The organism is Mycolicibacterium sediminis (assembly GCF_010731735.1).
Taxonomy (GTDB): domain Bacteria; phylum Actinomycetota; class Actinomycetes; order Mycobacteriales; family Mycobacteriaceae; genus Mycobacterium; species Mycobacterium sediminis.
The window spans coordinates 184,926-204,385 of sequence record NZ_AP022588.1 but is presented as its reverse complement, the minus strand read 5'-3'; the positions used below and the strand labels follow the sequence as shown (position 1 = coordinate 204,385).

The 19,460-nt window shown below is 68.3% G+C and carries 20 protein-coding genes; 11 read left to right on the top strand and 9 right to left on the bottom strand.

Annotated features, from left to right (window positions below; translation table 11 throughout):
- Positions 1 to 10: 10 nt before the first annotated feature.
- A complete protein-coding gene (locus tag G6N64_RS01090) occupies positions 11 to 916 on the top strand; it encodes an SDR family oxidoreductase (RefSeq protein ID WP_163795232.1) in 906 nt (301 codons plus the stop codon).
- Here the strand turns inward: G6N64_RS01090 and G6N64_RS01085 are convergent, their stop codons facing one another.
- The 5 genes from G6N64_RS01085 to G6N64_RS01065 all read right to left on the bottom strand — a co-directional run bounded on the left by G6N64_RS01085 (position 917) and on the right by G6N64_RS01065 (position 5,194).
- A complete protein-coding gene (locus G6N64_RS01085; RefSeq protein WP_163795231.1) occupies positions 917 to 1,438 on the bottom strand; it encodes a hypothetical protein in 522 nt (173 codons plus the stop codon). It lies immediately after the preceding gene.
- Positions 1,438 to 2,799, bottom strand: a complete 1,362-nt coding sequence (locus tag G6N64_RS30070) for an EspA/EspE family type VII secretion system effector (protein WP_220100562.1) — start codon at positions 2,797 to 2,799, stop codon at positions 1,438 to 1,440. Before G6N64_RS30070 ends, G6N64_RS01085 begins: the two co-directional genes overlap by 1 nt.
- Positions 2,800 to 2,853: 54 nt before the next feature.
- On the bottom strand, positions 2,854 to 3,864 hold the full coding sequence (locus tag G6N64_RS01075; protein ID WP_163795230.1) for a hypothetical protein: 1,011 nt from the start codon (positions 3,862 to 3,864) through the stop codon (positions 2,854 to 2,856).
- A gap of 111 nt (positions 3,865 to 3,975) precedes the next feature.
- A complete protein-coding gene (locus G6N64_RS01070; RefSeq protein ID WP_163795229.1) occupies positions 3,976 to 4,431 on the bottom strand; it encodes a nitroreductase family deazaflavin-dependent oxidoreductase in 456 nt (151 codons plus the stop codon).
- A 34-nt stretch (positions 4,432 to 4,465) separates the two neighbouring features.
- Positions 4,466 to 5,194 (bottom strand): mycothiol-dependent nitroreductase Rv2466c family protein, encoded by a 729-nt coding sequence (locus tag G6N64_RS01065; RefSeq protein ID WP_174266734.1) that lies wholly within the window; start codon positions 5,192 to 5,194, stop codon positions 4,466 to 4,468.
- 66 nt (positions 5,195 to 5,260) lie between these two features.
- Here G6N64_RS01065 and G6N64_RS01060 point away from each other — a divergent pair, with 66 nt between their 5' ends.
- Positions 5,261 to 6,448: a metallophosphoesterase gene (locus G6N64_RS01060; RefSeq protein ID WP_163795227.1), complete on the top strand. Its 1,188-nt coding sequence runs from the start codon at positions 5,261 to 5,263 to the stop codon at positions 6,446 to 6,448.
- Here the strand turns inward: G6N64_RS01060 and G6N64_RS01055 are convergent.
- Genes G6N64_RS01055 through G6N64_RS01045 form a run of 3 tightly spaced genes read right to left on the bottom strand, consistent with a single transcriptional unit; the run spans position 6,445 to position 8,491 of the window.
- On the bottom strand, positions 6,445 to 6,924 hold the full coding sequence (locus G6N64_RS01055; RefSeq protein WP_163795226.1) for a nitroreductase family deazaflavin-dependent oxidoreductase: 480 nt from the start codon (positions 6,922 to 6,924) through the stop codon (positions 6,445 to 6,447). The genes G6N64_RS01060 and G6N64_RS01055 overlap by 4 nt on opposite strands.
- A 20-nt stretch (positions 6,925 to 6,944) precedes the next feature.
- Positions 6,945 to 7,313 carry a DUF8021 domain-containing protein gene (locus tag G6N64_RS01050; protein WP_163795225.1) on the bottom strand — a complete coding sequence of 123 codons (369 nt, stop codon included), beginning with the start codon at positions 7,311 to 7,313 and terminating at the stop codon, positions 6,945 to 6,947.
- Between the two features lie 14 nt (positions 7,314 to 7,327).
- Positions 7,328 to 8,491 (bottom strand): steroid 3-ketoacyl-CoA thiolase, encoded by a 1,164-nt coding sequence (locus G6N64_RS01045; protein WP_163795224.1) that lies wholly within the window; start codon positions 8,489 to 8,491, stop codon positions 7,328 to 7,330.
- 120 nt (positions 8,492 to 8,611) lie between these two features.
- On the opposite strand from G6N64_RS01045, the gene G6N64_RS01040 reads away from it, so the two are divergent.
- The 9 genes from G6N64_RS01040 to G6N64_RS30010 all read left to right on the top strand — a co-directional run bounded on the left by G6N64_RS01040 (position 8,612) and on the right by G6N64_RS30010 (position 18,269).
- The gene (locus G6N64_RS01040; protein ID WP_163795223.1) at positions 8,612 to 9,862 is read left to right on the top strand and encodes a cytochrome P450; all 1,251 of its coding nucleotides are present in this window, start codon (positions 8,612 to 8,614) and stop codon (positions 9,860 to 9,862) included.
- 47 nt (positions 9,863 to 9,909) lie between these two features.
- The gene (locus tag G6N64_RS01035; RefSeq protein WP_163795222.1) at positions 9,910 to 10,911 is read left to right on the top strand and encodes an acyl-CoA dehydrogenase family protein; all 1,002 of its coding nucleotides are present in this window, start codon (positions 9,910 to 9,912) and stop codon (positions 10,909 to 10,911) included.
- Positions 10,911 to 12,074: an acyl-CoA dehydrogenase FadE29 gene (fadE29, locus tag G6N64_RS01030; protein WP_163795221.1), complete on the top strand. Its 1,164-nt coding sequence runs from the start codon at positions 10,911 to 10,913 to the stop codon at positions 12,072 to 12,074. The genes G6N64_RS01035 and fadE29 overlap by 1 nt, the downstream gene beginning before the upstream one ends.
- Positions 12,071 to 13,039 (top strand): bifunctional MaoC family dehydratase N-terminal/OB-fold nucleic acid binding domain-containing protein, encoded by a 969-nt coding sequence (locus G6N64_RS01025; protein WP_163795220.1) that lies wholly within the window; start codon positions 12,071 to 12,073, stop codon positions 13,037 to 13,039. Before fadE29 ends, G6N64_RS01025 begins: the two co-directional genes overlap by 4 nt.
- Positions 13,036 to 13,464 (top strand): MaoC family dehydratase, encoded by a 429-nt coding sequence (locus G6N64_RS01020; protein WP_409370792.1) that lies wholly within the window; start codon positions 13,036 to 13,038, stop codon positions 13,462 to 13,464. The genes G6N64_RS01025 and G6N64_RS01020 overlap by 4 nt, the downstream gene beginning before the upstream one ends.
- Positions 13,464 to 14,633, top strand: a complete 1,170-nt coding sequence (locus G6N64_RS01015; RefSeq protein ID WP_163795219.1) for a 17-hydroxy-3-oxo-4-pregnene-20-carboxyl-CoA lyase — start codon at positions 13,464 to 13,466, stop codon at positions 14,631 to 14,633. Before G6N64_RS01020 ends, G6N64_RS01015 begins: the two co-directional genes overlap by 1 nt.
- A 545-nt stretch (positions 14,634 to 15,178) precedes the next feature.
- Positions 15,179 to 16,276 carry a hypothetical protein gene (locus G6N64_RS01010; RefSeq protein WP_163795218.1) on the top strand — a complete coding sequence of 366 codons (1,098 nt, stop codon included), beginning with the start codon at positions 15,179 to 15,181 and terminating at the stop codon, positions 16,274 to 16,276.
- Between the two features lie 42 nt (positions 16,277 to 16,318).
- A complete protein-coding gene (locus G6N64_RS01005) occupies positions 16,319 to 17,080 on the top strand; it encodes a hypothetical protein (RefSeq protein WP_163795217.1) in 762 nt (253 codons plus the stop codon).
- A gap of 172 nt (positions 17,081 to 17,252) precedes the next feature.
- Positions 17,253 to 18,269 carry a hypothetical protein gene (locus tag G6N64_RS30010; RefSeq protein WP_163795216.1) on the top strand — a complete coding sequence of 339 codons (1,017 nt, stop codon included), beginning with the start codon at positions 17,253 to 17,255 and terminating at the stop codon, positions 18,267 to 18,269.
- A 62-nt stretch (positions 18,270 to 18,331) separates the two neighbouring features.
- Here the strand turns inward: G6N64_RS30010 and G6N64_RS00995 are convergent, their stop codons facing one another.
- Positions 18,332 to 19,276, bottom strand: coding sequence for an MPT63 family protein (locus tag G6N64_RS00995; protein ID WP_163795215.1), 945 nt, complete (start codon positions 19,274 to 19,276; stop codon positions 18,332 to 18,334).
- Between the last annotated feature and the right edge of the window lie 184 nt (positions 19,277 to 19,460).

Here is a 19,460-nt window from a genome sequence, read left to right as displayed (position 1 = left end):
GGGATCGAACATGGGATTGCTCGACGGCCGCGTGGTCATCGTGACGGGCGCAGGCGGCGGCATCGGCCGGGCGCATGCGCTGGCGTTCGCCGCAGAGGGTGCGCGCGTGGTGGTCAACGACATCGGAGTCGGACTCGACGGCTCCCCCGCGGGCGGCGGCAGCGCCGCGCAGACCGTCGTCGACGAGATCACGGCTGCCGGTGGGGAGGCCGTGACGAGCGGCGCCAACGTCGCCGACTGGGCGCAGGCCGAGGGCCTGATCCAGACGGCGGTCGACGTGTTCGGTGGGCTCGACGTGCTGGTGAACAACGCGGGAATCGTCCGCGACCGGATGTTCGCCAACACCAGCGAGGAGGAGTTCGACGCCGTCACCGCGGTGCATCTCAAGGGGCACTTCGCGACCATGCGGCATGCCGGCGCCTACTGGCGCGCTCGGTCGAAGGCGGGGGACACCCCGGATGCGCGCATCATCAACACCAGTTCGGGGGCCGGGCTGCAAGGCAGTGTGGGACAGGCGAACTACAGCGCCGCCAAGGCGGGCATCGCCGCGCTGACGCTTGTCGCGTCGGCCGAGATGAGCCGCTACGGCGTGACGGTCAACGCCATCGCCCCGTCCGCCAGGACCCGGATGACCGAGACGGTGTTCGCAGACATGATGTCGACTCAGGACAGTGACTTCGACGCGATGGCACCGGAGAACGTCTCGCCGCTCGTCGTGTGGCTCGGCAGCGTCGAGTCACGCGACGTCACCGGCCGGGTGTTCGAGGTCGAGGGCGGCATCGTCCGGGTCGCCGAAGGCTGGGCCCGTGGCGCGGAGGCCGACAAGGGTGCGCGCTGGGATCCCGCGGAACTCGGCCCCGTCGTCACCGACCTGCTGGACAGGTCCCGGACGCCGCTGCCGGTCTTCGGCGCCTGATCACTCGGGGCTGTCGGTGCAGGTGGCCAGGAACGTCTTGCCGTCCTGCCGTGCGACCTCTTCGGGGTCGAGCCACCCCACGCCCTGGAACCAGTAGGTGTCATCGGGGTGTGCGGCCGAGTTCTCGATGACCTCGGCGAGGTCGGTGGTGTCGCCCCATCCGCCCTTCGTGATGCCGTCGACGTTGATGCGGACGTCTTCCGCACGGCGCCAATCGAATCCCGGGGGCAGCGGTTGGGTCACCGTCAGTCCGCGGACCGGCTCGCCGAGAGCGAAGTAGTCCACGTCGACCCCGACGCGGTTCGGCGCGGTCATCATCAGCTCGGCACGCGTGTCCTGCTTGTTGGGGTCGAAGGTCAGTCCGAGTCCGATGACGTCATGGCACGTCGATCCCGTCCAGATGTGCAGGTTTCCGTCGAGCACCCGGGCGCCGAACGCGGACTCGAGCGACGGACGGCCCAGCGGGTCGCACGCGACGAGGACGGCGACGGCTGTCAGCGCGATGAGCACACGTTGAATCATCAATAACCTCCGTCGGACAGGCCTGCGTCCTTCTCCAATGGGTGATCGGTGAAGATCTCGACGAGTTTGCCGCCTTGGTAGGCGTTGATGAAGCCCAGGTAGCCCAACCTCTGCCATTGCTGCGAATGGCGCTCTTCGTGGTGCAGGATCCGGTCGAGGTCCAGCTGATTGAGCCCCTCGCGCCCCTCGCCGCCCTCCCTCGGGTACCACATGTTCCCCGAGTGGATCATGTCGCGAAGCGTCTGAGCAGGGTCCTTCGGGTCGTCGATGTTGACCATGAAGACGTCTCCCCACGTGCTGCCGCCACCCTCGCTGAAGAAGTCCTGCAGCTGATTTCCGCCCATTCCCATCAGCATCCCGTTCGGAGTGGTCGTCAGCCGGCCGCCGTTGTCGTGGACGAAGTCGACGTCCTGGTCGTAACTCCAGGCGTTGGCCTCCTGACGGTCGATGATGCGCTGCACCTCGTCGGCGGAGTACGGCGTGGGCTCGAAGTCGTGGGCCGTGCCATCGCCGTAGTCGGTCCCGGCGTTGAGTACGTACGTCATCAGCGCCGCCTTGCGTACGTCGGCACCCGACGTGCCGGGTGGCACGAGGAAGAACGACTTGCCATCCGCGTCGGTGACCTTCTCCATCCCGTTGAGGACGTCGAAGCTGTCGGGCGTGATGTGGTGGCGTCGAGCGATGTCGACGAGGACGTCCGGTGGCACGCCCTGCCGTTCCGCGTTCTGCAGCCATTCGCGGTAGTAGCCGTCCGGAGGAGGCCCGGTGAGGAGGCCGGCGTCACGCAGGGCCTTCTCGTAGTCGTTCTCGGTCTCGGGCTTCTTGTCGTCGCCCACCGCCTGCCCCGGCTCGCCCCCGCCCGCGAGCTTCTGCTCGCCGAGCTTTCGGTACTGCTCGCCGAGGCCGCGGACGCCGGCACCGATGGCATTCAGTTCACCGTTGGTCCGGGTCACGATCTCGGCGACGTCGCCCAGGCCCTTGTTCACGATGGGCAGCAGCATGCGTTCGCCGACCGCGGTCTTGGGAACTGCCGCAGCGACGTCGAACACCCACTTCTTGACGGTGTCCAGTTCGGTGCGGCCGTTGACCACCAGGCGGGCCGACTGGTCGATGTGCGTCTTGAGTTGGTCGTCGAGCCGCGCGAGTTCTCTGAGTACGCGCCCGTGGTCGGTGTTGACTGCCTGATAGGCGGAGGCGGCGGAACCCGTCCACCGTGAGCCGGGCACCGCGGTCTCTACGTCGGCCTGTAGCGCGCGAAACCGGCCACTGGCGCTGAATTCGTCGCCGGCCGGCGGGGCGCCGTGCCCAAAGGTCGATCGCGCGCTCGACCACGTCGACGAGAATGCATCGAGTACACCCATGCGTGTCTCCCAGCGCGCTGTGCAGATCGGCTGCACTGATCATTCCACGGACTGTCACCGCCGAGGCTCACCTCTTTGGATGGCGAGGTCTCGGTCATCGTGCCGGATCGGGACTGCAGATGCCGAGGAACGTCTTGCCGTCCTGATCGGCGACCTGATCGGGATCGAGCCAGCCGATGCCCTGGAACAAGTAGGTGTCGTCGGGTGGCTCGCCGACCCCGAGATGACCTCGGCCAGGTCCATGGTCGGGTCTCGGTGAACATTCGGCGTGTGTACCGCGAGTCGCAGCTTCGATTGGCTGCGCCAGTCGAAGCCCGCCGGCAGCTCCTGAGCGATCCTCGTTCCCTGCAACGGCTCTCCGAGGGTGAACCGGTCGAACTCGATTGGGCCATCCGAGGCGATCAGCGTCAACGCCGTGGTCCCTCGCCCCGGTGGTTCTCCGATGAAGTCGAGTGTCACGCCGTTGACGTCGGTGCACGGCGAACCGGTCCATATCCGGAGCGCTCCGTCGGTCACGCGAACGCCGAAGGCAGGCGGCAGTGAAGGTTGCCGTGCCGGATCGGGGGTGCAGGGGGTGAGGAACGTCTTGCCGTCCAGCTCGTCGACGTCGTCGGGACCGAGCCAGCCCACGTCTTGGAACCAATAGGTGTCTTCGGGGTGATCCGCTGATCCGGCGACGATGTCCGCGACGAGCGCTCGCTTCGACCCTTCTCCCGCCGCGCCGTCGATCCAGAGGTCGACCTGTTCCGCCGTGCGCCAATCGAATCCGTCGGGTAGCGCCTCCTCGACGCGCAGTCCAGGATTGGGTCCGTCGAGCGTCAGGTAGTCGACGTCGGCCCGCCGGCCGGGCGCGGGCTCGAAGATCAGCTTCGCGTCGGAGGTGAATCTGACGGTCACCCTGGTGACGTCGTGGCAGGGTGACCCGGTCCACAGCCGGAGTTCGCCGTCGGTGACTCGCGCGCCGAACGCCAGCGGTAGCGACACCGCCTGCGGGTCGGGGCCGAACATTCCGCAGCTGGTGATGGCCACGCTCACCAGGAGGGGCGCAAGGGCGCGCCGGATCATGCGCACCCCCCTTCGCCGGCAGCCCATCACGCGCCGCGACTCGTACCGCAATCCTCACACGGTGCACGTTCGGCCACCGCGGCAATTTCAGGGGCGCGATTACGCCTTGGGTCAAGCCGGTTCGCACACCACCAGGGGGATGACGCGGTCGGCAGCCTGCCGGTAGTCGCGGTACGGCGGGTACATCCGCGTCAGTCGGGGCCAGTAGTCGGCACGCTCGTCGTCGGTGGCGTCGCGTGCAGTCATGTCCCGCGTGGTGGAGCCGTACTGCACCCGAACGTGCGGATCCGATCCGATGTTGAGGTACCAGGCCGGGTTCTCGTCCCTACCTCCGAAGGACGCGGGCAAGACGACCCGGTCTCCGTCGATCAGGCACAGCGTGGCCGTCACCCGCTGCCGTCCGCTGCGCCGCCCCGTCGTCGTGATGAGCGCCGACGGCAGCCACAGCAACCGGGATCCGATCACGCCGCCGGTGTGCTGGTAAGCCCAGACGTGGCCGCGCGCGAAGTACTTCATCGCCTGCTTGACGACGCTCGCGTTGCGCACTGGGTTCCGGGTGTCCGACATGCCCCATGATTCCCCGGGTACGAAGCGGCAAACCCTAGCCCGTGGTCCGGCGACTCCCGCCGTGCCAATCCTCCACCGTGCCGACCGCGTCGGGGTCGACACCGAAACTGGCCAGCTGAGGACGCTCCCGCAGCGACCGCTTGAGTTCGGTGAAGCCGGGAAACGATGCGAGGCCGACGACGTGGTCCCACAGCGCGCCCGCATCGTCGGCGTCCGGCAGCCTGCTGATCACGGGTCCGAAGAACGCCGTTCCGTCAGGCGGCTGGAAGTGCAGGATCGGCGTGCCGACGTCGCGGCCGGTCAACGACAGCGCTTCCTCGGTCTCGGCGCGAATCTGGTCGTCCCACGTGGTGTCGTCGAGGGCGTCTGCCAAGCCGACGGGCAGGCCGACCGACGTCAACAGTGGCTCGACGACACTCCGTGCGCCCTGATCTGCCGCGGACAGGGGGTCGACCGTCCTCGACGTATCGAAGATGCGTACGCCCAGCGCCTCGTACAGCGGTCCGACGGCGTCACGCCCGTGCTCGCTGCGCACCGCGGCCGCCACGCGGAGCAGGCGGAGTCCGGCGGTGTGTCCGGCTTCGTACTCGGGTGGGAAGTGAGTGGCGTAGTCGATGTGCGCGTTGAGGATTCGCAGTGAGATGAAGCGCCACTCGACGTCGTAGTCGCGCTGCTCGGCCACCAACCGGACCCACTTGCTGGTCAGCCATGCGAACGGACAGACGGGATCGAAGTAGAAGTGCAGACTCTCACCGGATGCCACGACGACGAGCCTAGTCACTTCGCCGAACTAGGCTGGCGGAACCACTCGCCCCGACCGAAGGACCGAATGTTCATCGTCATCCTCGGCGCGGTCCTCGGGCTGATGCACCTCTACGTCTGGAAGCGGCTGATCAAGGACACGACCGTGTCCGGCCGAATGAGATGGTCGATGACCGGCGGCCTGCTGGCGCTGGCCGTCCTGGTCGTCGCGACGCTGATCGTGCCGAGCGCCACCGAGTCCACCCTGCCGGTCTGGCTGGAGTGGGCGGGCTGGCTGTGGTTCGCCCTGGTCGCCTATCTGTTCTTGACGCTGCTGGTGCTCGAACCCGTCCGCCTCGTGCTGCGGCGCTGGATCAGATGTCCCCGGCGCGACGCCGAGCCTGCCCAGGGAAGCGACGACGTTCCCGAGTCGATGCCGATCGTGAACCGTCGGGTCTTCATCGCGCGATCGGCGGCCGTCGCGGCCGGGACCGCCTCGGTGGGGCTCGTCGGCTTCGGGGCCGCCACCGCGCTCGGCCCGCCCGACGTGCTGGACGTGCCGGTGCGGCTGCGCCGTCTCGACCCGGCGTTCACCGGGTTCCGCATCGCGGTGGTGTCCGACATCCATCTCGGTCCGCTGGCTGGACGCCCACACACCGAGCGGATCGTCCGGATGATCAACGAGGCGCAGCCGGACCTGGTCGCGATCGTCGGCGATCTCGTGGACGGCACCGTCGCGCAACTGGGATCGGCCGCGGAACCCCTGCGAGACCTCAGCTCTCGGGAGGGGACGTTCTTCGTCACCGGCAACCACGAGTACTTCGTCGACGACACCGAGTCGTGGTTGCAGGAGTTGGAACGGCTCGGCGTACAGCCGCTTCGGAACGCCAACACCGCGATCCGACGGGGTGGCGCGGCGTTCGACCTGGTCGGCGTCAACGACGTCGTCGGAGCCACCCGCGGGGACGGTCCGGACTTCGAACGCGCCTTGGCCGGAACCGACCCCACGCGGGCCCGGGTGCTGCTGGCGCACCAGCCGGTGCAGGTCACCCGCGCTGCCGAGAACGGCGTGGACCTCCAGCTGTCCGGGCACACGCACGGCGGCCAGATGTGGCCCTTCCACTATGCGGTGCGCGCGGTGCAACCGTCCCTCGTTGGGTTGTCGACCGTCGACGACACCCAGCTGTACGTGTCCCGGGGAGCTGGATTCTGGGGTCCGCCGGTGCGCATCGGGGCGCCGCCGGACATCAGCATCCTCTCGTTGCAGGCGCCCTAGGCCGGATCGCAGATGACGATCGGGATCTTCCGGTCGGTGTAGCTGCGGTAGTTCGCGAAGTCGGCGTACATGGCGTCGAGTTTCGGCCAGTACTCGTCACGTTCGGCGTCGTTCGCATCGCGGGCCGCCAGCGTGGACGTTCCCGTCTTCGTCTGAAAGGTGACCTGCGGGTTCGCCTTCAGGTTCAGGTACCACATCGGGTTGGTGGCCCGGCCGCCCTGCGAGGCGACGAGCACGATTCGCGGGCCCTCCTGCAGGAACAGCAGCGGGCTGTCACGCGGCTCGCCGGACTTGCGACCGATCGTGGTGAGGATCCCGACCTCGGCGCCCTTGAGGAACTTGTTGCCGAACTTCCCGCCGGTCTTCTTGAACAGGAACGTCTGTGCCTTGGACATCCACTTGATCGCGGTGCCGACCTTCGCCGAGTTGAGGCTCTCGATCTGCTTGGGCTTGAGTGGGCGGGAGGGGTTTGCCATGTCCTAGAACCTAACTCGCGCTAGCGCTGGATGAAGGGCCGCAGGTCGGCCCTGATGTGCTGGATCTCGCCGTCCGCGGTGAAGGTGAAGGTCTCGTCGACGTGTGCGCACACGCGCCGACCCGCGACCGTCGGCTTGGTGATGACGTCGAACCGGGCGCGCACCCGGTCGCCGTCGACCGAGAAGTCGGGCGGTGTGGTCGACGCGATGACCCGGTACTGCAGACCCCGGTTCAGGCTGCGGCGCAGATGCCGTCCCGAGAACCCCGTCTTGAGGCCCACCTCGACGCGGGTGCAGTTCGCCGCGAACGGGACGGCATCGGCCCGATGGTCGGCCAGCGCGCTGATGTAGGCCTGGGCGGCGGCGATGCGAGCGATGTCGGTCGTCATCGCGTCGGAGTTCTCTAGATCCGTTCGATGATCGTGCCGGTGGACAGCGCCCCGCCGGCACACATCGTGATGAGCGCGGTGGTCTTGTCGGTGCGCTCGAGTTCGTGCAGTGCGGTGGTGATCAGACGGGATCCGGTGCTGCCCACCGGGTGTCCGAGCGCGATCGCGCCGCCGTTGACGTTCACGGTGTCCATGTCGGGCTCGTGCACCCGCGCCCAGGACAGGACCACCGAGGCGAAGGCCTCGTTGATCTCGGTGATGTCGATGTCGCCCATCTTCATGCCGGCCTTCTCGAGCACCTTCGCCGTCGACTGCACGGGCCCGTCGAGGTGGTAGTAGGGCTCGGCGCCGACGAGCGCCTGACTGACGATGCGGGCACGCGGCGTCAGACCCAGCGCGCGGGCCTTGTCTTCGTCCATCCAGAGCACTGCCGCGGCACCGTCGGAGATCTGCGACGACGTTCCGGCGGTGTGGATTCCGCCCTCCATCACCGGCTTCAGCGATGCCAGGCCCTCCAGCGTGGTGTCGCGCAACCCCTGGTCGCGGGTGACGGCGGCGCGGTCGGCGGTCGGGCGCTTGTTCTCGTCGAGGACGGGTGCCTCGATGGGACTGACCTCGCGGTCGAAGCGTCCCTCCGCCCAGGCCTGCTTCGCCCGCTGCTGGGAAGCCAGCCCGAACGCATCGATCTCTTCGCGGGTGATGCCGCGGCGCTTGGCGATCCGCTCGGCGGCGGTGAACTGATCCGGCAGGTCGATGTCCCACGACTCCGGCCGCAGGATGCCGCGATCGGGCCCAGCGTTGGCGCCCAGTCCCACCCGGCTCATCGCCTCGATGCCGCAGGCGATGCCGACGTCGATGGCGCCGGCCGCGATCAGCCCGGCGATCAGACCGTTGGCCTGCTGGCCGCTGCCGCACTGGCAGTCCACCGTCATCGCGCCCACGTGCTCGGGCAGACCGGCCACCAGCCAGCCCACCCGGGTGATGTTGTTGGACTGCTCGCCGAACTGCGTGACGCAGCCACCGATGACCTGCTCGACCTCACCGGCATCAATGCCGGCCTTCTCGACCAGTGCCCGCTGCGTGGCGCCCAGAAGCTCGGTGGCATGCAGCCCGGACAGCCAACCATTGCGCTTGCCGATGGGGCTGCGGGTGGCTTCGACGATGACAGGGTTACCCATTCCGTCAGGCTAGAACACGTTTCATAACCCTGACAAGCGGCGATGCCGCCACGTCTTTGATCTGCGGTGAAGGCATGTTTTACTGGCACTAGAACACGTTGCAATTAGGAGCGCACCCACATGGCACCCCTCAACATTCCAGCAGACTTCGACTTCCTCGATCCCGACGTCAACCTGGTCGGTCTGCCCGTCGACGAGCTTGCCGAACTGCGCAAGTCCGAGCCGATCCACTGGGTCGACATCCCGGGCGGCGCCGGTGGCTTCGAGGACCAGGGTTACTGGCTCGTCACCAAGCACGCCGACGTGAAGGAGGTGTCGCGCCGCAGTGACGTCTTCTCCAGCTGGGAGAACGGCGCCATCCCGACCTGGCCGAAGGAGATGACGCGCGAGTCGGTCGAGATGCAGCGCGCCGTCATGCTCAACATGGACGCGCCGCACCACACCCGGCTGCGCAAGATCATCTCGCGCGGCTTCACCCCGCGCGCCATCGGTCGTCTCGAGGACGAACTGGCGCAGCGCGCACAGAACATCGCCAAGACCGCGGCCTCGGAGGGCAGTGGTGACTTCGTCGAGCAGGTCAGCTGCGAGCTGCCGCTGCAGGCGATCGCCGGACTCCTCGGGGTGCCGCAGGACGACCGGGACAAGCTGTTCCGCTGGTCGAACGAGATGACGGGCGGCGAGGATCCCGAGTTCGCCGACGTCGATCCGGCCCAGTCGTCGATGGAACTCATCATGTACGCGATGGCCATGGCCGACGAGCGGGGCAAGAACCCGACCGACGACATCGTCACCACGCTGATCCAGGCCGATCTCGACGGCGAGAAGCTGTCCGACGACGAATTCGGCTTCTTCGTGATCATGCTGGCCGTCGCCGGCAACGAGACCACCCGCAACTCGATCACCCACGGGATGATCGCGCTGGCGAACAACCCCGACCAGTGGGAGCTGTACAAGAAGGAACGGCCCACGACGACGGCCGACGAGATCATCCGTTGGGCCACACCGGTGTCGGCGTTCCAGCGGACGGCGAACACCGACACCGAGTTGGCTGGCGTGTCGGTCAAGAAGGGGCAGCGGTTGGTGATGTCCTACCGCTCGGCGAACTTCGACGAGGACGTCTTCGACGATCCGTTCACCTTCAACATCCTTCGCGACCCGAACCCGCACGTCGGCTTCGGTGGCACCGGCGCACACTTCTGCATCGGCGCGAACCTGGCCCGCATGACGATCAACCTGATCTTCAACGCGGTCGCCGACAACATGCCCGATCTGGTGTCCGTGGGGGAGCCCGAGCGGCTACGGTCGGGATGGCTCAACGGCATCAAGCACTGGCAGGTCGACTACACCGGCAAGGGCGCCGTCAGCGCCTAGCCCGGCCGTCGAATCGCGTACTGCGCAACGGATCAAGGAGGATTCGGGTGGACTTCAGTCTTGGCGAAGGGCAGCAGGCGGTTGCCGACGTGGTGACCTCCGCACTCGGGCGGGACAACACGTGGGAGGCGCTCGTCGACGGCGGCGTCATCTCCTTCGGCGTTCCGGAGCGACTCGGCGGGGACGGCCTGGGCCTTGCCGAGATCACCACCGCGCTGACCGAGATCGGCAGGCACGGCACCATCAGCCCCGCGCTGGCGACGCTGGGTCTCGGGCTGATCCCGTTGCTCGACCTCGCCTCCGATGAACAACAGGACCGGTTCCTTGCCGAGGTCGCCAAGGGCGGCGTGCTCTCGGCGGCGCTGAACGAGCCGGGGACTTCGCTGCCCGAGCACCCGAGCACGTCGTTCGCCGCTGGCACCCTCTCGGGAACCAAGGTCGGCGTCCCCTACGCAGAACGGGCGGAGTGGCTGGTGGTCACCGCCGACAGCGCCGTCGTCGTCGTGTCGCCCAAGGCCGACGGCGTGACACTGACCAGGACTCCCTCCGCCAGCGGCGGCGACGAGTACGTCGTCACGTTCGCCGACGTGGCGGTCCCGGACTCCGACGTGCTGACGGGGACGGTGCACCGAGTCAACCAGTTGGCGCTCGCCGCCACCGGTGCCTTCGCCGCCGGCCTCGTCGCCGGCGCGCTGCGGCTCACCGCCGACTACGTCGCCACCCGCGAGCAGTTCGGGCGGCCGCTGTCGACGTTCCAGACCGTCGCCGCGCAACTCGCGGAGGTTTACATCGCCTCGCGCACACTGGCGTTGGCGTCGACCTCGGTGATCTGGCGGCTGGCGGAGGACCGGGACGCGGACGCCGATCTCGCGGTCCTCGGCTACTGGCTGACGTCCCAGGCGCCGCCGAACATGCAGACATGCCATCACTTACACGGCGGCATGGGCATGGACATCACGTACCCGATGAACCGCTACTACTCGTCCGTCAAGGACCTCGCCCGACTCCTGGGTGGTCCCTCGCATCGCCTCGACCTGGTGGGAGCCTGATGTTCATCGAACTGACACCCGAGCAGCGGCAGTTGCAGGGCGAGATGCGGCAGTACTTCTCGAACCTGATCTCGCCCGAAGAGGCCGCCGAGATGGAGGTCGACCGGCACGGCAAGGCCTACCGGGCGATCATCAAGCGGATGGGCTCGGACGGCAAACTCGGTGTCGGCTGGCCAAAGGAGTTCGGCGGCCTGGGATTCGGGCCGATTGAACAGCAGATCTTCGTCAACGAGGCTGCCCGTGCCGACGTACCGCTGCCCGCGGTGACGCTGCAGACCGTCGGCCCGACACTGCAGGTGTACGGCACCGAGTTGCAGAAGAAGAAGTTCCTGCCGGGCATCCTGGCCGGTGAGATCCACTTCGCGATCGGCTACTCCGAGCCCGAGGCGGGCACCGACCTGGCGTCGCTGCGCACGTCTGCCGTGCGGCAGAACGACGAGTACATCGTCAACGGCCAGAAGATCTGGACGACGGGTGGCCACGACGCCGACTACCTCTGGCTGGCGGTGCGCACCGATCCGGAAGCCGTTAAGCACAAGGGCATCTCGATCCTCATCGTCGACACGTCCGATCCCGGCTACTCGTGGACGCCGATCATCCTGTCCGACGGCGCGCACCACACCAACGCCACGTACTTCAACGACGTCCGCGTCCCCGTCGACATGCTGGTCGGCGAGGAGAACGCGGGCTGGCGCCTGATCACCACCCAGCTCAACCACGAGCGCGTCATGCTGGGACCGGCGGGCAAGGTCGCGAGCGTCTACGACCGCGTGCACGCCTGGGCCTCCAAGCCCGGTGGCGACGGCGTCACGCCGATCGACCATGACGACGTCAAGCGTCTGCTCGGTGAGGTCAAGGCGATCTGGCGGATCAACGAACTGCTCAACTGGCAGGTCGCTGCTGGCGGCGAGGAGATCAACGTCGCCGACGCCGCCGCCACCAAGGTGTTCGGTACCGAGCGCATTCAGCGCGTGGGCCGGTTGGCCGAGGAGATCGTCGGCAAGTACGGCAACCCTGCGGAGCCGGAGACGGGCGAACTGTTGGAATGGCTTGACTCGCAGACGAAGCGGAACCTGGTCATCACCTTCGGCGGTGGTGTGAACGAGGTGATGCGGGAGATGATCGCGGCGTCGGGGTTGAAGGTGCCGAGGGTCCCCAGGTGACGGCCATCGAGGACATCCAGGCCGCGGCCGAGAGGGTCAAGGCCGAGGGCAAGAGTGCGCCACGCACCGGCCGCCATCCGGTCAACCAGCCGATGATCGATCACTGGACCGATGCGCTGGGTGACAAGAACCCGATCTACTCGGACGAGGCGGCCGCCAAGGCTGCGGGTCACCCGGGGACCGTCGCGCCGCCGGCGATGATCCAGGTGTGGACGATGATGGGTCTCGGCGGCGTCCGGCCGGACGACGATCCGCTGGGCAAGATCCTCGAGTTGTTCGACGAGGCGGGCTACATCGGGGTCGTCGCAACCAACTGCGAACAGACCTATCACCGCTACCTTCGTCCCGGCGAGGAGGTCAGTGTCGCAGCCGAATTGACCGACGTCGTCGGTCCCAAGCGGACCGCCCTCGGCGAGGCGTTCTTCATCACCCAGCGCATCACGTGGACGGTGGGTGACGAACTCGTCGCCGAGATGATGTGGCGCATCATGAAGTTCATCCCGGCCGACAAGGGGGACGCGCAGGCCGCGTCGACCGTGCCGGACGACCTCGACGCGGACGCCGCGATGCGTCCGGCATCGTCGAAGGACACCAGGTTCTTCTGGGACGGCGTCAACGCACACGAACTACGGATCCAGAAGCGCCCGGACGGGTCGCTGCAACACCCACCGGTTCCGGCGCTGTGGCTCGACCGTGAGGAGACCACCGACTACGTGGTTTCCTCCGGTGCCGGAACGGTCTTCAGCTTCGTCGTGCACCATGCGCCGAAGGTGCCCGGCCGCACGTTGCCGTTCGTCATCGCGCTCGTGGAACTCTCCGAGGGCGTGCGGATGCTCGGAGAGCTGCGCAACGTCGACCCGGCCACCGTCGAGATCGGAATGCCCGTGCGCGTCATGTTCATCGACTTCCCGGCCAACGACGTCGGCCCGGCCTGGACCAACTACGCGTGGGAGCCTGCCAAGTGAGTACCTCATCGGACGTCGCCGCCGGGGCGGCCCCGGGAGCCATCGAGGTGGGCACGAAGCTGCCCGAGTTGAAGCTCTACGGCGACCCGACGTTCATCGTCTCGACGGCGATCGCGACCCGGGACTACCAGGACGTGCACCACGACCGGGACAAGGCACAGGCCAAGGGCAGCAAGGACATCTTCGTCAACATCCTCACCGATACCGGTCTGGTGCAACGGTTCATCACCGACTGGGCCGGGCCGTCGGCGCGGATCAAGACCATCGGACTGCGTCTCGGGGTGCCCTGGTACGCCTACGACACCGTCACGTTCAGCGGTGAGGTGACCGCCGTCGACGGAGACCTCGTCACGCTGAAGATCACCGGCAGCAACAGCCTCGGTGATCACGTCATCGCCAACGCGACGCTAGTGGTGGGTGCCTGATGCCGGGCCCGTTGTCCGGCAAGGCCGCGATTGCCGGAATCGGCGCCACGGACTTCTCGAAGAACTCCGGGCGCAGTGAGCTGAGGCTCGCCGCCGAGGCGGTCAACGACGCCCTGGACGACGCGGGTCTGACGCCCGCCGACGTCGACGGCATGGTGACGTTCACGATGGACTCGAACACCGAGGTCGCGGTCGCGCGTGCCACCGGCATCGGTGACCTGAAGTTCTTCTCGAAGATTCACCACGGCGGTGGCGCGGCGTGCGCCACCGTGCAGCAGGCCGCCATCGCGGTGGCGACCGGTGTCGCGGACTGCGTCGTCGCCTACCGCGCGTTCAACGAGCGGTCGGGCATGCGCTTCGGGCAGGTGCAGATGCGTCTGGTGGAGAACGCCGACTCCACCGGGGTCGACAACTCGTTCTCCTACCCGCACGGATTGTCCACGCCCGCAGCACAGGTCGCGATGATCGCCAAGCGTTACATGCACCTGTCGGGCGCGACTAGCCGTGACTTCGGGGCTGTCTCGGTGGCCGACCGCAAGCACGCCGCTAACAATCCCAAGGCCTACTTCTACGAGAAGCCGATCACCATCGATGACCACCAGAACTCCCGGTGGATCGCCGAACCCCTTCGCCTCCTGGACTGCTGCCAGGAGACCGACGGCGGCGTCGCACTGGTGATCGTGTCGGCGGAACGCGCCAAGGACCTCAAGCACCGGCCCGCCGTGATCGAGGCGGCTGCGCAAGGGGCCAGCCCCGACCAGTACTCGATGGTGAGCTACTACCGGCCCGAACTCGGTGGGCTCCCCGAGATGGGCTTGGTCGGCAACCAGCTGTGGGCACAGTCCGGGCTGAAGCCCACCGACATCCAGACCGCCATCCTCTACGACCACTTCACGCCGTTCACGCTGATCCAGCTCGAGGAGTTGGGCTTCTGCGGGTGGGGTGAGGCCAAGGACTTCGTCGCCGACGGCGCGATAGAACTCGGCGGCCGGCTACCCATCAACACCCACGGCGGTCAGCTGGGTGAGGCCTACATCCACGGCATGAACGGCATCGCCGAAGGGGTGCGCCAGCTGCGCGGCACCTCGGTCAACCCGGTGCCCGATGTCGAGCACGTGCTCGTCACCGCCGGGACGGGCGTACCGACCTCGGGGCTGATCCTGGGCTAGGCCCACGGCGCGAAGCCGGAGGACGTCCGTCCCCCAGCCTCGCGCCGCCCCCTCGAATCGGCCAAGCCTGCGGTACCTGGCACGACACCGCCGGAACCGCGCTGCGGACGGGTACGCCATCGCCTTTGCTGAACGTCCGTCCGACCTCGTCGATCTTACCCAGCGGGGTAGCTCTGCAAACGTAAACAGCAAACGAACGTCAGACGAGGCACAATTCGGGCTACTTCGGCAGAGCTGGCGTCGGACCCTGAGGGTGCGGGCGGCCAAACTGCCACCGTCGCGCCGTGTGTCGCCTCACGCGTGGCCGATTCACGCGGCTCCGGGCGGTCGTCGGCGAACTGCTGCAGCCACACGAGCCGCACTGACCGCAGTAGACGTCGACCATCCGCCCCGGCGCAGCGCATTTGCGGTCGGCGATCCGACCCCGTCGCCGTCGGTGATCGCCCGTAGTGGCGACCCGTCGTCGAATACGCGCGTCGGAACCCAGGGTCGCAACGGTAGGCTTGATCAGGACATCGGACGGGTGTGTCGAGGGGAGCCGTGTCGTGGGATTGCAAGCCGACGTGAGTCCGTATGGGTCGCAGACGGTCATGGGCCCTGGGTGGCCCAACGTCGACGAGGAGGCTCTGGCCTCCGCCGCCGGGCAATACGAAGCGCTGGCCGCAAAGCTGTTGGGGTCAGTGGTGCCGCTGCAGCAGAGCCAACTCATGGCGCTGTCCGACAAGTGGACCGGTGGCGGTGCGGTCGCAGCTGCCGGCGAGGCGACGTCGATCATCGGGGCCCACGAAGCCCACGCCGCACAGGCAGCGTCCATCGCGCTCAGGTTGCGCAGCATGGAGGTCACCGTCGCGCGCACGAAGGCGTTGGTGAACGCGACGGCGATGGAGACCCAACGCGAGTGCGAGGCGATCCAGGCAATGCCCGTGAGCAATACGTCCGAGCTGATCCAGAGTCGGATGAAGATGGGTCTCGCCCAGAACATGGCCTACGTCAACGCCAACACCACCGAACTGGCGAGTTCGCTGGGGGTCCCTCCGTCGCTTCCGGGTGCCGGATCGCCGGGTGGTCCGGCGCAGGCCGCCCAAGAGGCGGGCAAGGCCGGCGGCAAGGGCTCCGAGCAGGGCATGCAGATGATGATGCAGATGGCGTCCATGGCCGCCCAGATCCCGCAGCAGCTGGGTGGGATGGTCATGCAGGCGCCGCAGCAGCTGATGCAGCAGGTGCAGCAGCTGGCTCAACCGCTGCAGCAGTTGACGTCGATGTTCGGCGGCAAGGGCGGCGCCGGCATGGGGTCGACGCCATTCTCGTCGTTCTCGAATCACCCGCTGGCAGGTGGTTCGGGCGCGGGTGGTGGCGCGGGCATGGTCAAGGCCGCGTCGCTGCCGGGATCCGGTGGCCTGGGCGCACAGACCCCCTTGATGGCCGGTCTGGTGGGTACGTCACCCGAGGCCGTCGCCGTCTCGACGGGAGCCAACACCGGAGCCGTCGGCGGGGTCGCGCCCGTGAGCGCAGGGATGGGCGGCGGCATGGGGATGATGCCCCATCGCGGCGAGTCCGGTGGCGGGGGATCCACCGCATCGCTGGCACCTCCGCCGGCACTCGACTACGACCTGGGTGAGGACGACGCCGACGATGACTGGTGAATTGCGATGCCGTGCATTCGAGATCACGAAAGGTGAGTGCTGATGTCTTCGCCGCTCAAGAAGCCCGAGGGAATCAACTGGGATCCCGCGACTGTCGAACTCCCGCAGCCGCCGATGCTGCCGCCAGGCGCCGATGCGATGAGCATGACCATCTCGGCGGCACTGCCGATGCTCACCGCCCCTCTCGCGGCCAGCGTCGCCTCCCTGCAGGCCAAGGAGACGATGTTCTCCGGCAAGGTCGTTGCCGCGCAGTCCGCGTACGAGAACGCCGATGACCAGGGTGGCCAGTCGGTCGGCCAGATCAGCGGCATGCTCGGCCAGATGGGGCAGATGGCGCAACAGGCGGGACAGCAGGCCGGTCAGCAGGCCGGCGGTGGTGGCGGCTTCGGCCAGATGATGCAGCAGGCCATGCAGGCCGCACAGGGCTTCGCGGGCAAGGGTGGCGGGTCCGGAAGTGGTGGTGGACAGGGCGCGCCGCAGGGTGGCGGCGCTCCGGCTCCCGCCGCTGCCGGGCAGGGTGGTCAGGGCGGCGGTGCCCCGGCCGGGGCCGGACAGGGCGGATCCCAGGGCGGATCGGCGCCCGCCGGTGGCCAAGCTCGCGAGGACGCGCCGAGTGATCGCAAGGACGATGCAGCCGCGCGCGAGGATCGCGAGCGCCTGCACCAGGCGGAGCGCGCTCCGGTCGACCCGCCCCAGGGTGCGGCGGCCGGGCCGGGTAGCGGAACCCCCGCCCCCGGGCCTGCGCCAGTCGGTCCTCCCGTCCACGATTCGCGCGGCGACGAGGATCTCGCACGCCGCGTGTAGGACGAACCGTGGCCATCGCTGCGGACGAGGCCGCGCCACGCGACTACGGCCACTACCCTCGACGGGGCGGGCGACGCAATGCTGGGTCGGCACGTCGGACGGGGCCTCCCGCAGGCCGGGACGAACTTCTCAGGAGCAGTGACGTTATGGGCAGCCAGACCGAGGTGCAGGCGTGACGCTGCCCCCGGAGTCGCGGCCGCCCGGATCGACCGGTGGTGACGGCTGGCCCGCCGACGTGCATCCGAACTACACCGGGCCCCGGCGGCCTCCCACCGGACCCGTGAACTCCGCGCCGATCCCAGCCCAGGCCGACGACGCGGACGTCGACGAGGTCACGAACCCCGCAGTTCCCGACCCCGAGGCATCCGGCCCCCATCCGTCCGGACCCGTCCACCACCCATCGGGAGCCGAGCACCCGTCCGGACCGCTGCACCATTCCGGACCACAGCAGCTCCCGTCGGGACCGCTGCAGCATTCCGGACCGCAGCAGCACCCGTCCGGGCCGCTGCAGCATCCGTCCGGACCGTTCCGTCCGTACGAGCAGCACGACGACGGACCGTGGTCCGGGGCGATGACCACGCCGCCCCCCGTCGTCGTGATGCCCAGGCAGCGGCCCATCCGTCAGAAGCGTTCGATCCCGGTGCGCCCCATAGTCATTGCGGCAGTGGCGCTGGTGGTCCTCGGCGGCCTAGGCGCGTGGGCGTTGAGTTCGTCCGACGACTCGGCGACACCCGTCGTCACGACTCCGACGGCGCAGCCGGAAGCCGTTGCGCGCGAGAAGTTGCGGCAACTCCTGCCGTCCGGCTATCCCGACGCGGCGTGCGAACCCGTCGCCACGCCGAAGGGTGCCCTCGCGAAGTTCGGGTGTGAGCGCAACGCCGATACCGGCGGCCCGCCACTGGCCACCTACACACTGCTGCCCGATCGAGCGGCGCTGAAGGTCGCGTTCGACGACATCATCCGGGCGTCCGCGGTCGTCAACTGCCCCGGTTCCATCCAGTCCCCAGGGGCATGGCGCCGCAACGCGGCCCCGGACAAGGTTGCGGGAACTCTGTTCTGCGGATTTCAGCGTGACCTACCGACCCTGGCGTGGACGGACGATTCCGAGTTGATGGTCGCGGCGATCCGGGGCGACGAGCGCGGGCCCAGCCTCGAGCAGCTCTACCGCTGGTGGTCGTCCCACTCGTGACGATGGCCGCTGATCTGCCATGGGCAGATCAGCGGCCATCGGTTACGTGCGGCTGACGAGGATCAGCTGGGCGGCGGCGGAGGCACGATCAGCGTCGTGGTGGGTGCCACCGGCGACACGGGCGCGGCCGGGGAGACCGGCGTACCGGACGATCCCTGGGCGGGCGGCGGCGGTGCAGCAGGCGCGGGCGGCTGCTGGAGTGCTGCGGGTTGCGCTGTGCCCTCGGGACCCGCCGGCAGCGGCGTGCCCTGGCTCCCGGCGGGAAGCGGGGTGCCGGTGCTGCCGGCCGGAAGCGGCGTGCCAGTGCTGCCTTCCGGCAGCGGTGCGCCGGGAACGCGGTTTGTGCTGGCGGGCAGAGGTGCACCCTCGGTCGGGGTCGCCGTGCCCGCGGGCGCGGCGGTCCCCGGGGGGACGGCGGCGGCCGCGGGGGTTCCGGGGGCCACTGCTTCTGCGGCGCCCGGGGTCGACACCGGCTGCGCGCCGCGGTTCGACGGGTAGGACTGGGTGCCGCCCTGGCGCGGCTGCGGCGCGGGAGCAGGAGTCCACACGAGTCGGTCCTGGCCGCCTGCGTTGTAGACGACGCTGTCGGGCTGTGCCCCGGTCACGTCGAAGTAGATCTTGCCGCTGGTCGACTGGCCCTGCGCGAGAGTCGATGGGTTCACGCCCTGCGGGGTCGCCACGCCGAACAGCGCGCGGTAGGTCTGGCCGTCGTTGGCGCGGACGTTGAAGTTGGAGACGATCGGCGTGGCGCCGCCCTGGAGGGCCTCGTCCGTAGCGGTGACCTCCCACAGCGTCCCGGCGACGGGGTAGGGGATGACGTCGGAACTCTGCTTGAGCCCCGTCACGGTCCACCCCTGCACGACGTTCCCGTCGACGAGCTTGGCCTGCGCGCCGATCGGTTGCGTGGCAACGTCCTCTGCCGACGCGATGCCCGCGCCCGAGACGGCGATGGCGCCTGCGGCCACGGCCGCAGCGGCCAATCTGGTGATGGTGACGGTGTACTTCACGTGTCGTGCCCTCCTGGACGGTCAATTCGACTGGCTACATCCCCCCAATGGGATGATCACGTCAGACGAAACTAGCAGGTCGCTGGTTGCGCCTGAGAACGCTCGCTGGTTTCCCGCTGGTCGGCGGAACAATCATCGAGATCGCCTTTCCCGGCGTCGACACCGATTGTCGTGCCGTCTGCCG

Coding starts and splice junctions, on each gene's coding strand:
- G6N64_RS01090 (WP_163795232.1), top strand. CDS start 11: ATGGGATTGCTCGACGGCCGCGTGGTCATCGTGACGGGCGCAGGCGGC.
- G6N64_RS01040 (WP_163795223.1), top strand. CDS start 8,612: ATGGCACCCCTCAACATTCCAGCAGACTTCGACTTCCTCGATCCCGAC.
- fadE29 (WP_163795221.1), top strand. CDS start 10,911: ATGTTCATCGAACTGACACCCGAGCAGCGGCAGTTGCAGGGCGAGATG.
- G6N64_RS01070 (WP_163795229.1), bottom strand. CDS start 4,431: ATGTCGGACACCCGGAACCCAGTGCGCAACGCGAGCGTCGTCAAGCAG.
- G6N64_RS30070 (WP_220100562.1), bottom strand. CDS start 2,799: ATGGGTGTACTCGATGCATTCTCGTCGACGTGGTCGAGCGCGCGATCG.
- G6N64_RS01050 (WP_163795225.1), bottom strand. CDS start 7,313: ATGACGACCGACATCGCTCGCATCGCCGCCGCCCAGGCCTACATCAGC.
- G6N64_RS01060 (WP_163795227.1), top strand. CDS start 5,261: ATGTTCATCGTCATCCTCGGCGCGGTCCTCGGGCTGATGCACCTCTAC.
- G6N64_RS01005 (WP_163795217.1), top strand. CDS start 16,319: ATGTCTTCGCCGCTCAAGAAGCCCGAGGGAATCAACTGGGATCCCGCG.
- G6N64_RS01075 (WP_163795230.1), bottom strand. CDS start 3,864: ATGATCCGGCGCGCCCTTGCGCCCCTCCTGGTGAGCGTGGCCATCACC.
- G6N64_RS01055 (WP_163795226.1), bottom strand. CDS start 6,924: ATGGCAAACCCCTCCCGCCCACTCAAGCCCAAGCAGATCGAGAGCCTC.
- G6N64_RS01015 (WP_163795219.1), top strand. CDS start 13,464: ATGCCGGGCCCGTTGTCCGGCAAGGCCGCGATTGCCGGAATCGGCGCC.
- G6N64_RS01085 (WP_163795231.1), bottom strand. CDS start 1,438: ATGATTCAACGTGTGCTCATCGCGCTGACAGCCGTCGCCGTCCTCGTC.
- G6N64_RS01045 (WP_163795224.1), bottom strand. CDS start 8,491: ATGGGTAACCCTGTCATCGTCGAAGCCACCCGCAGCCCCATCGGCAAG.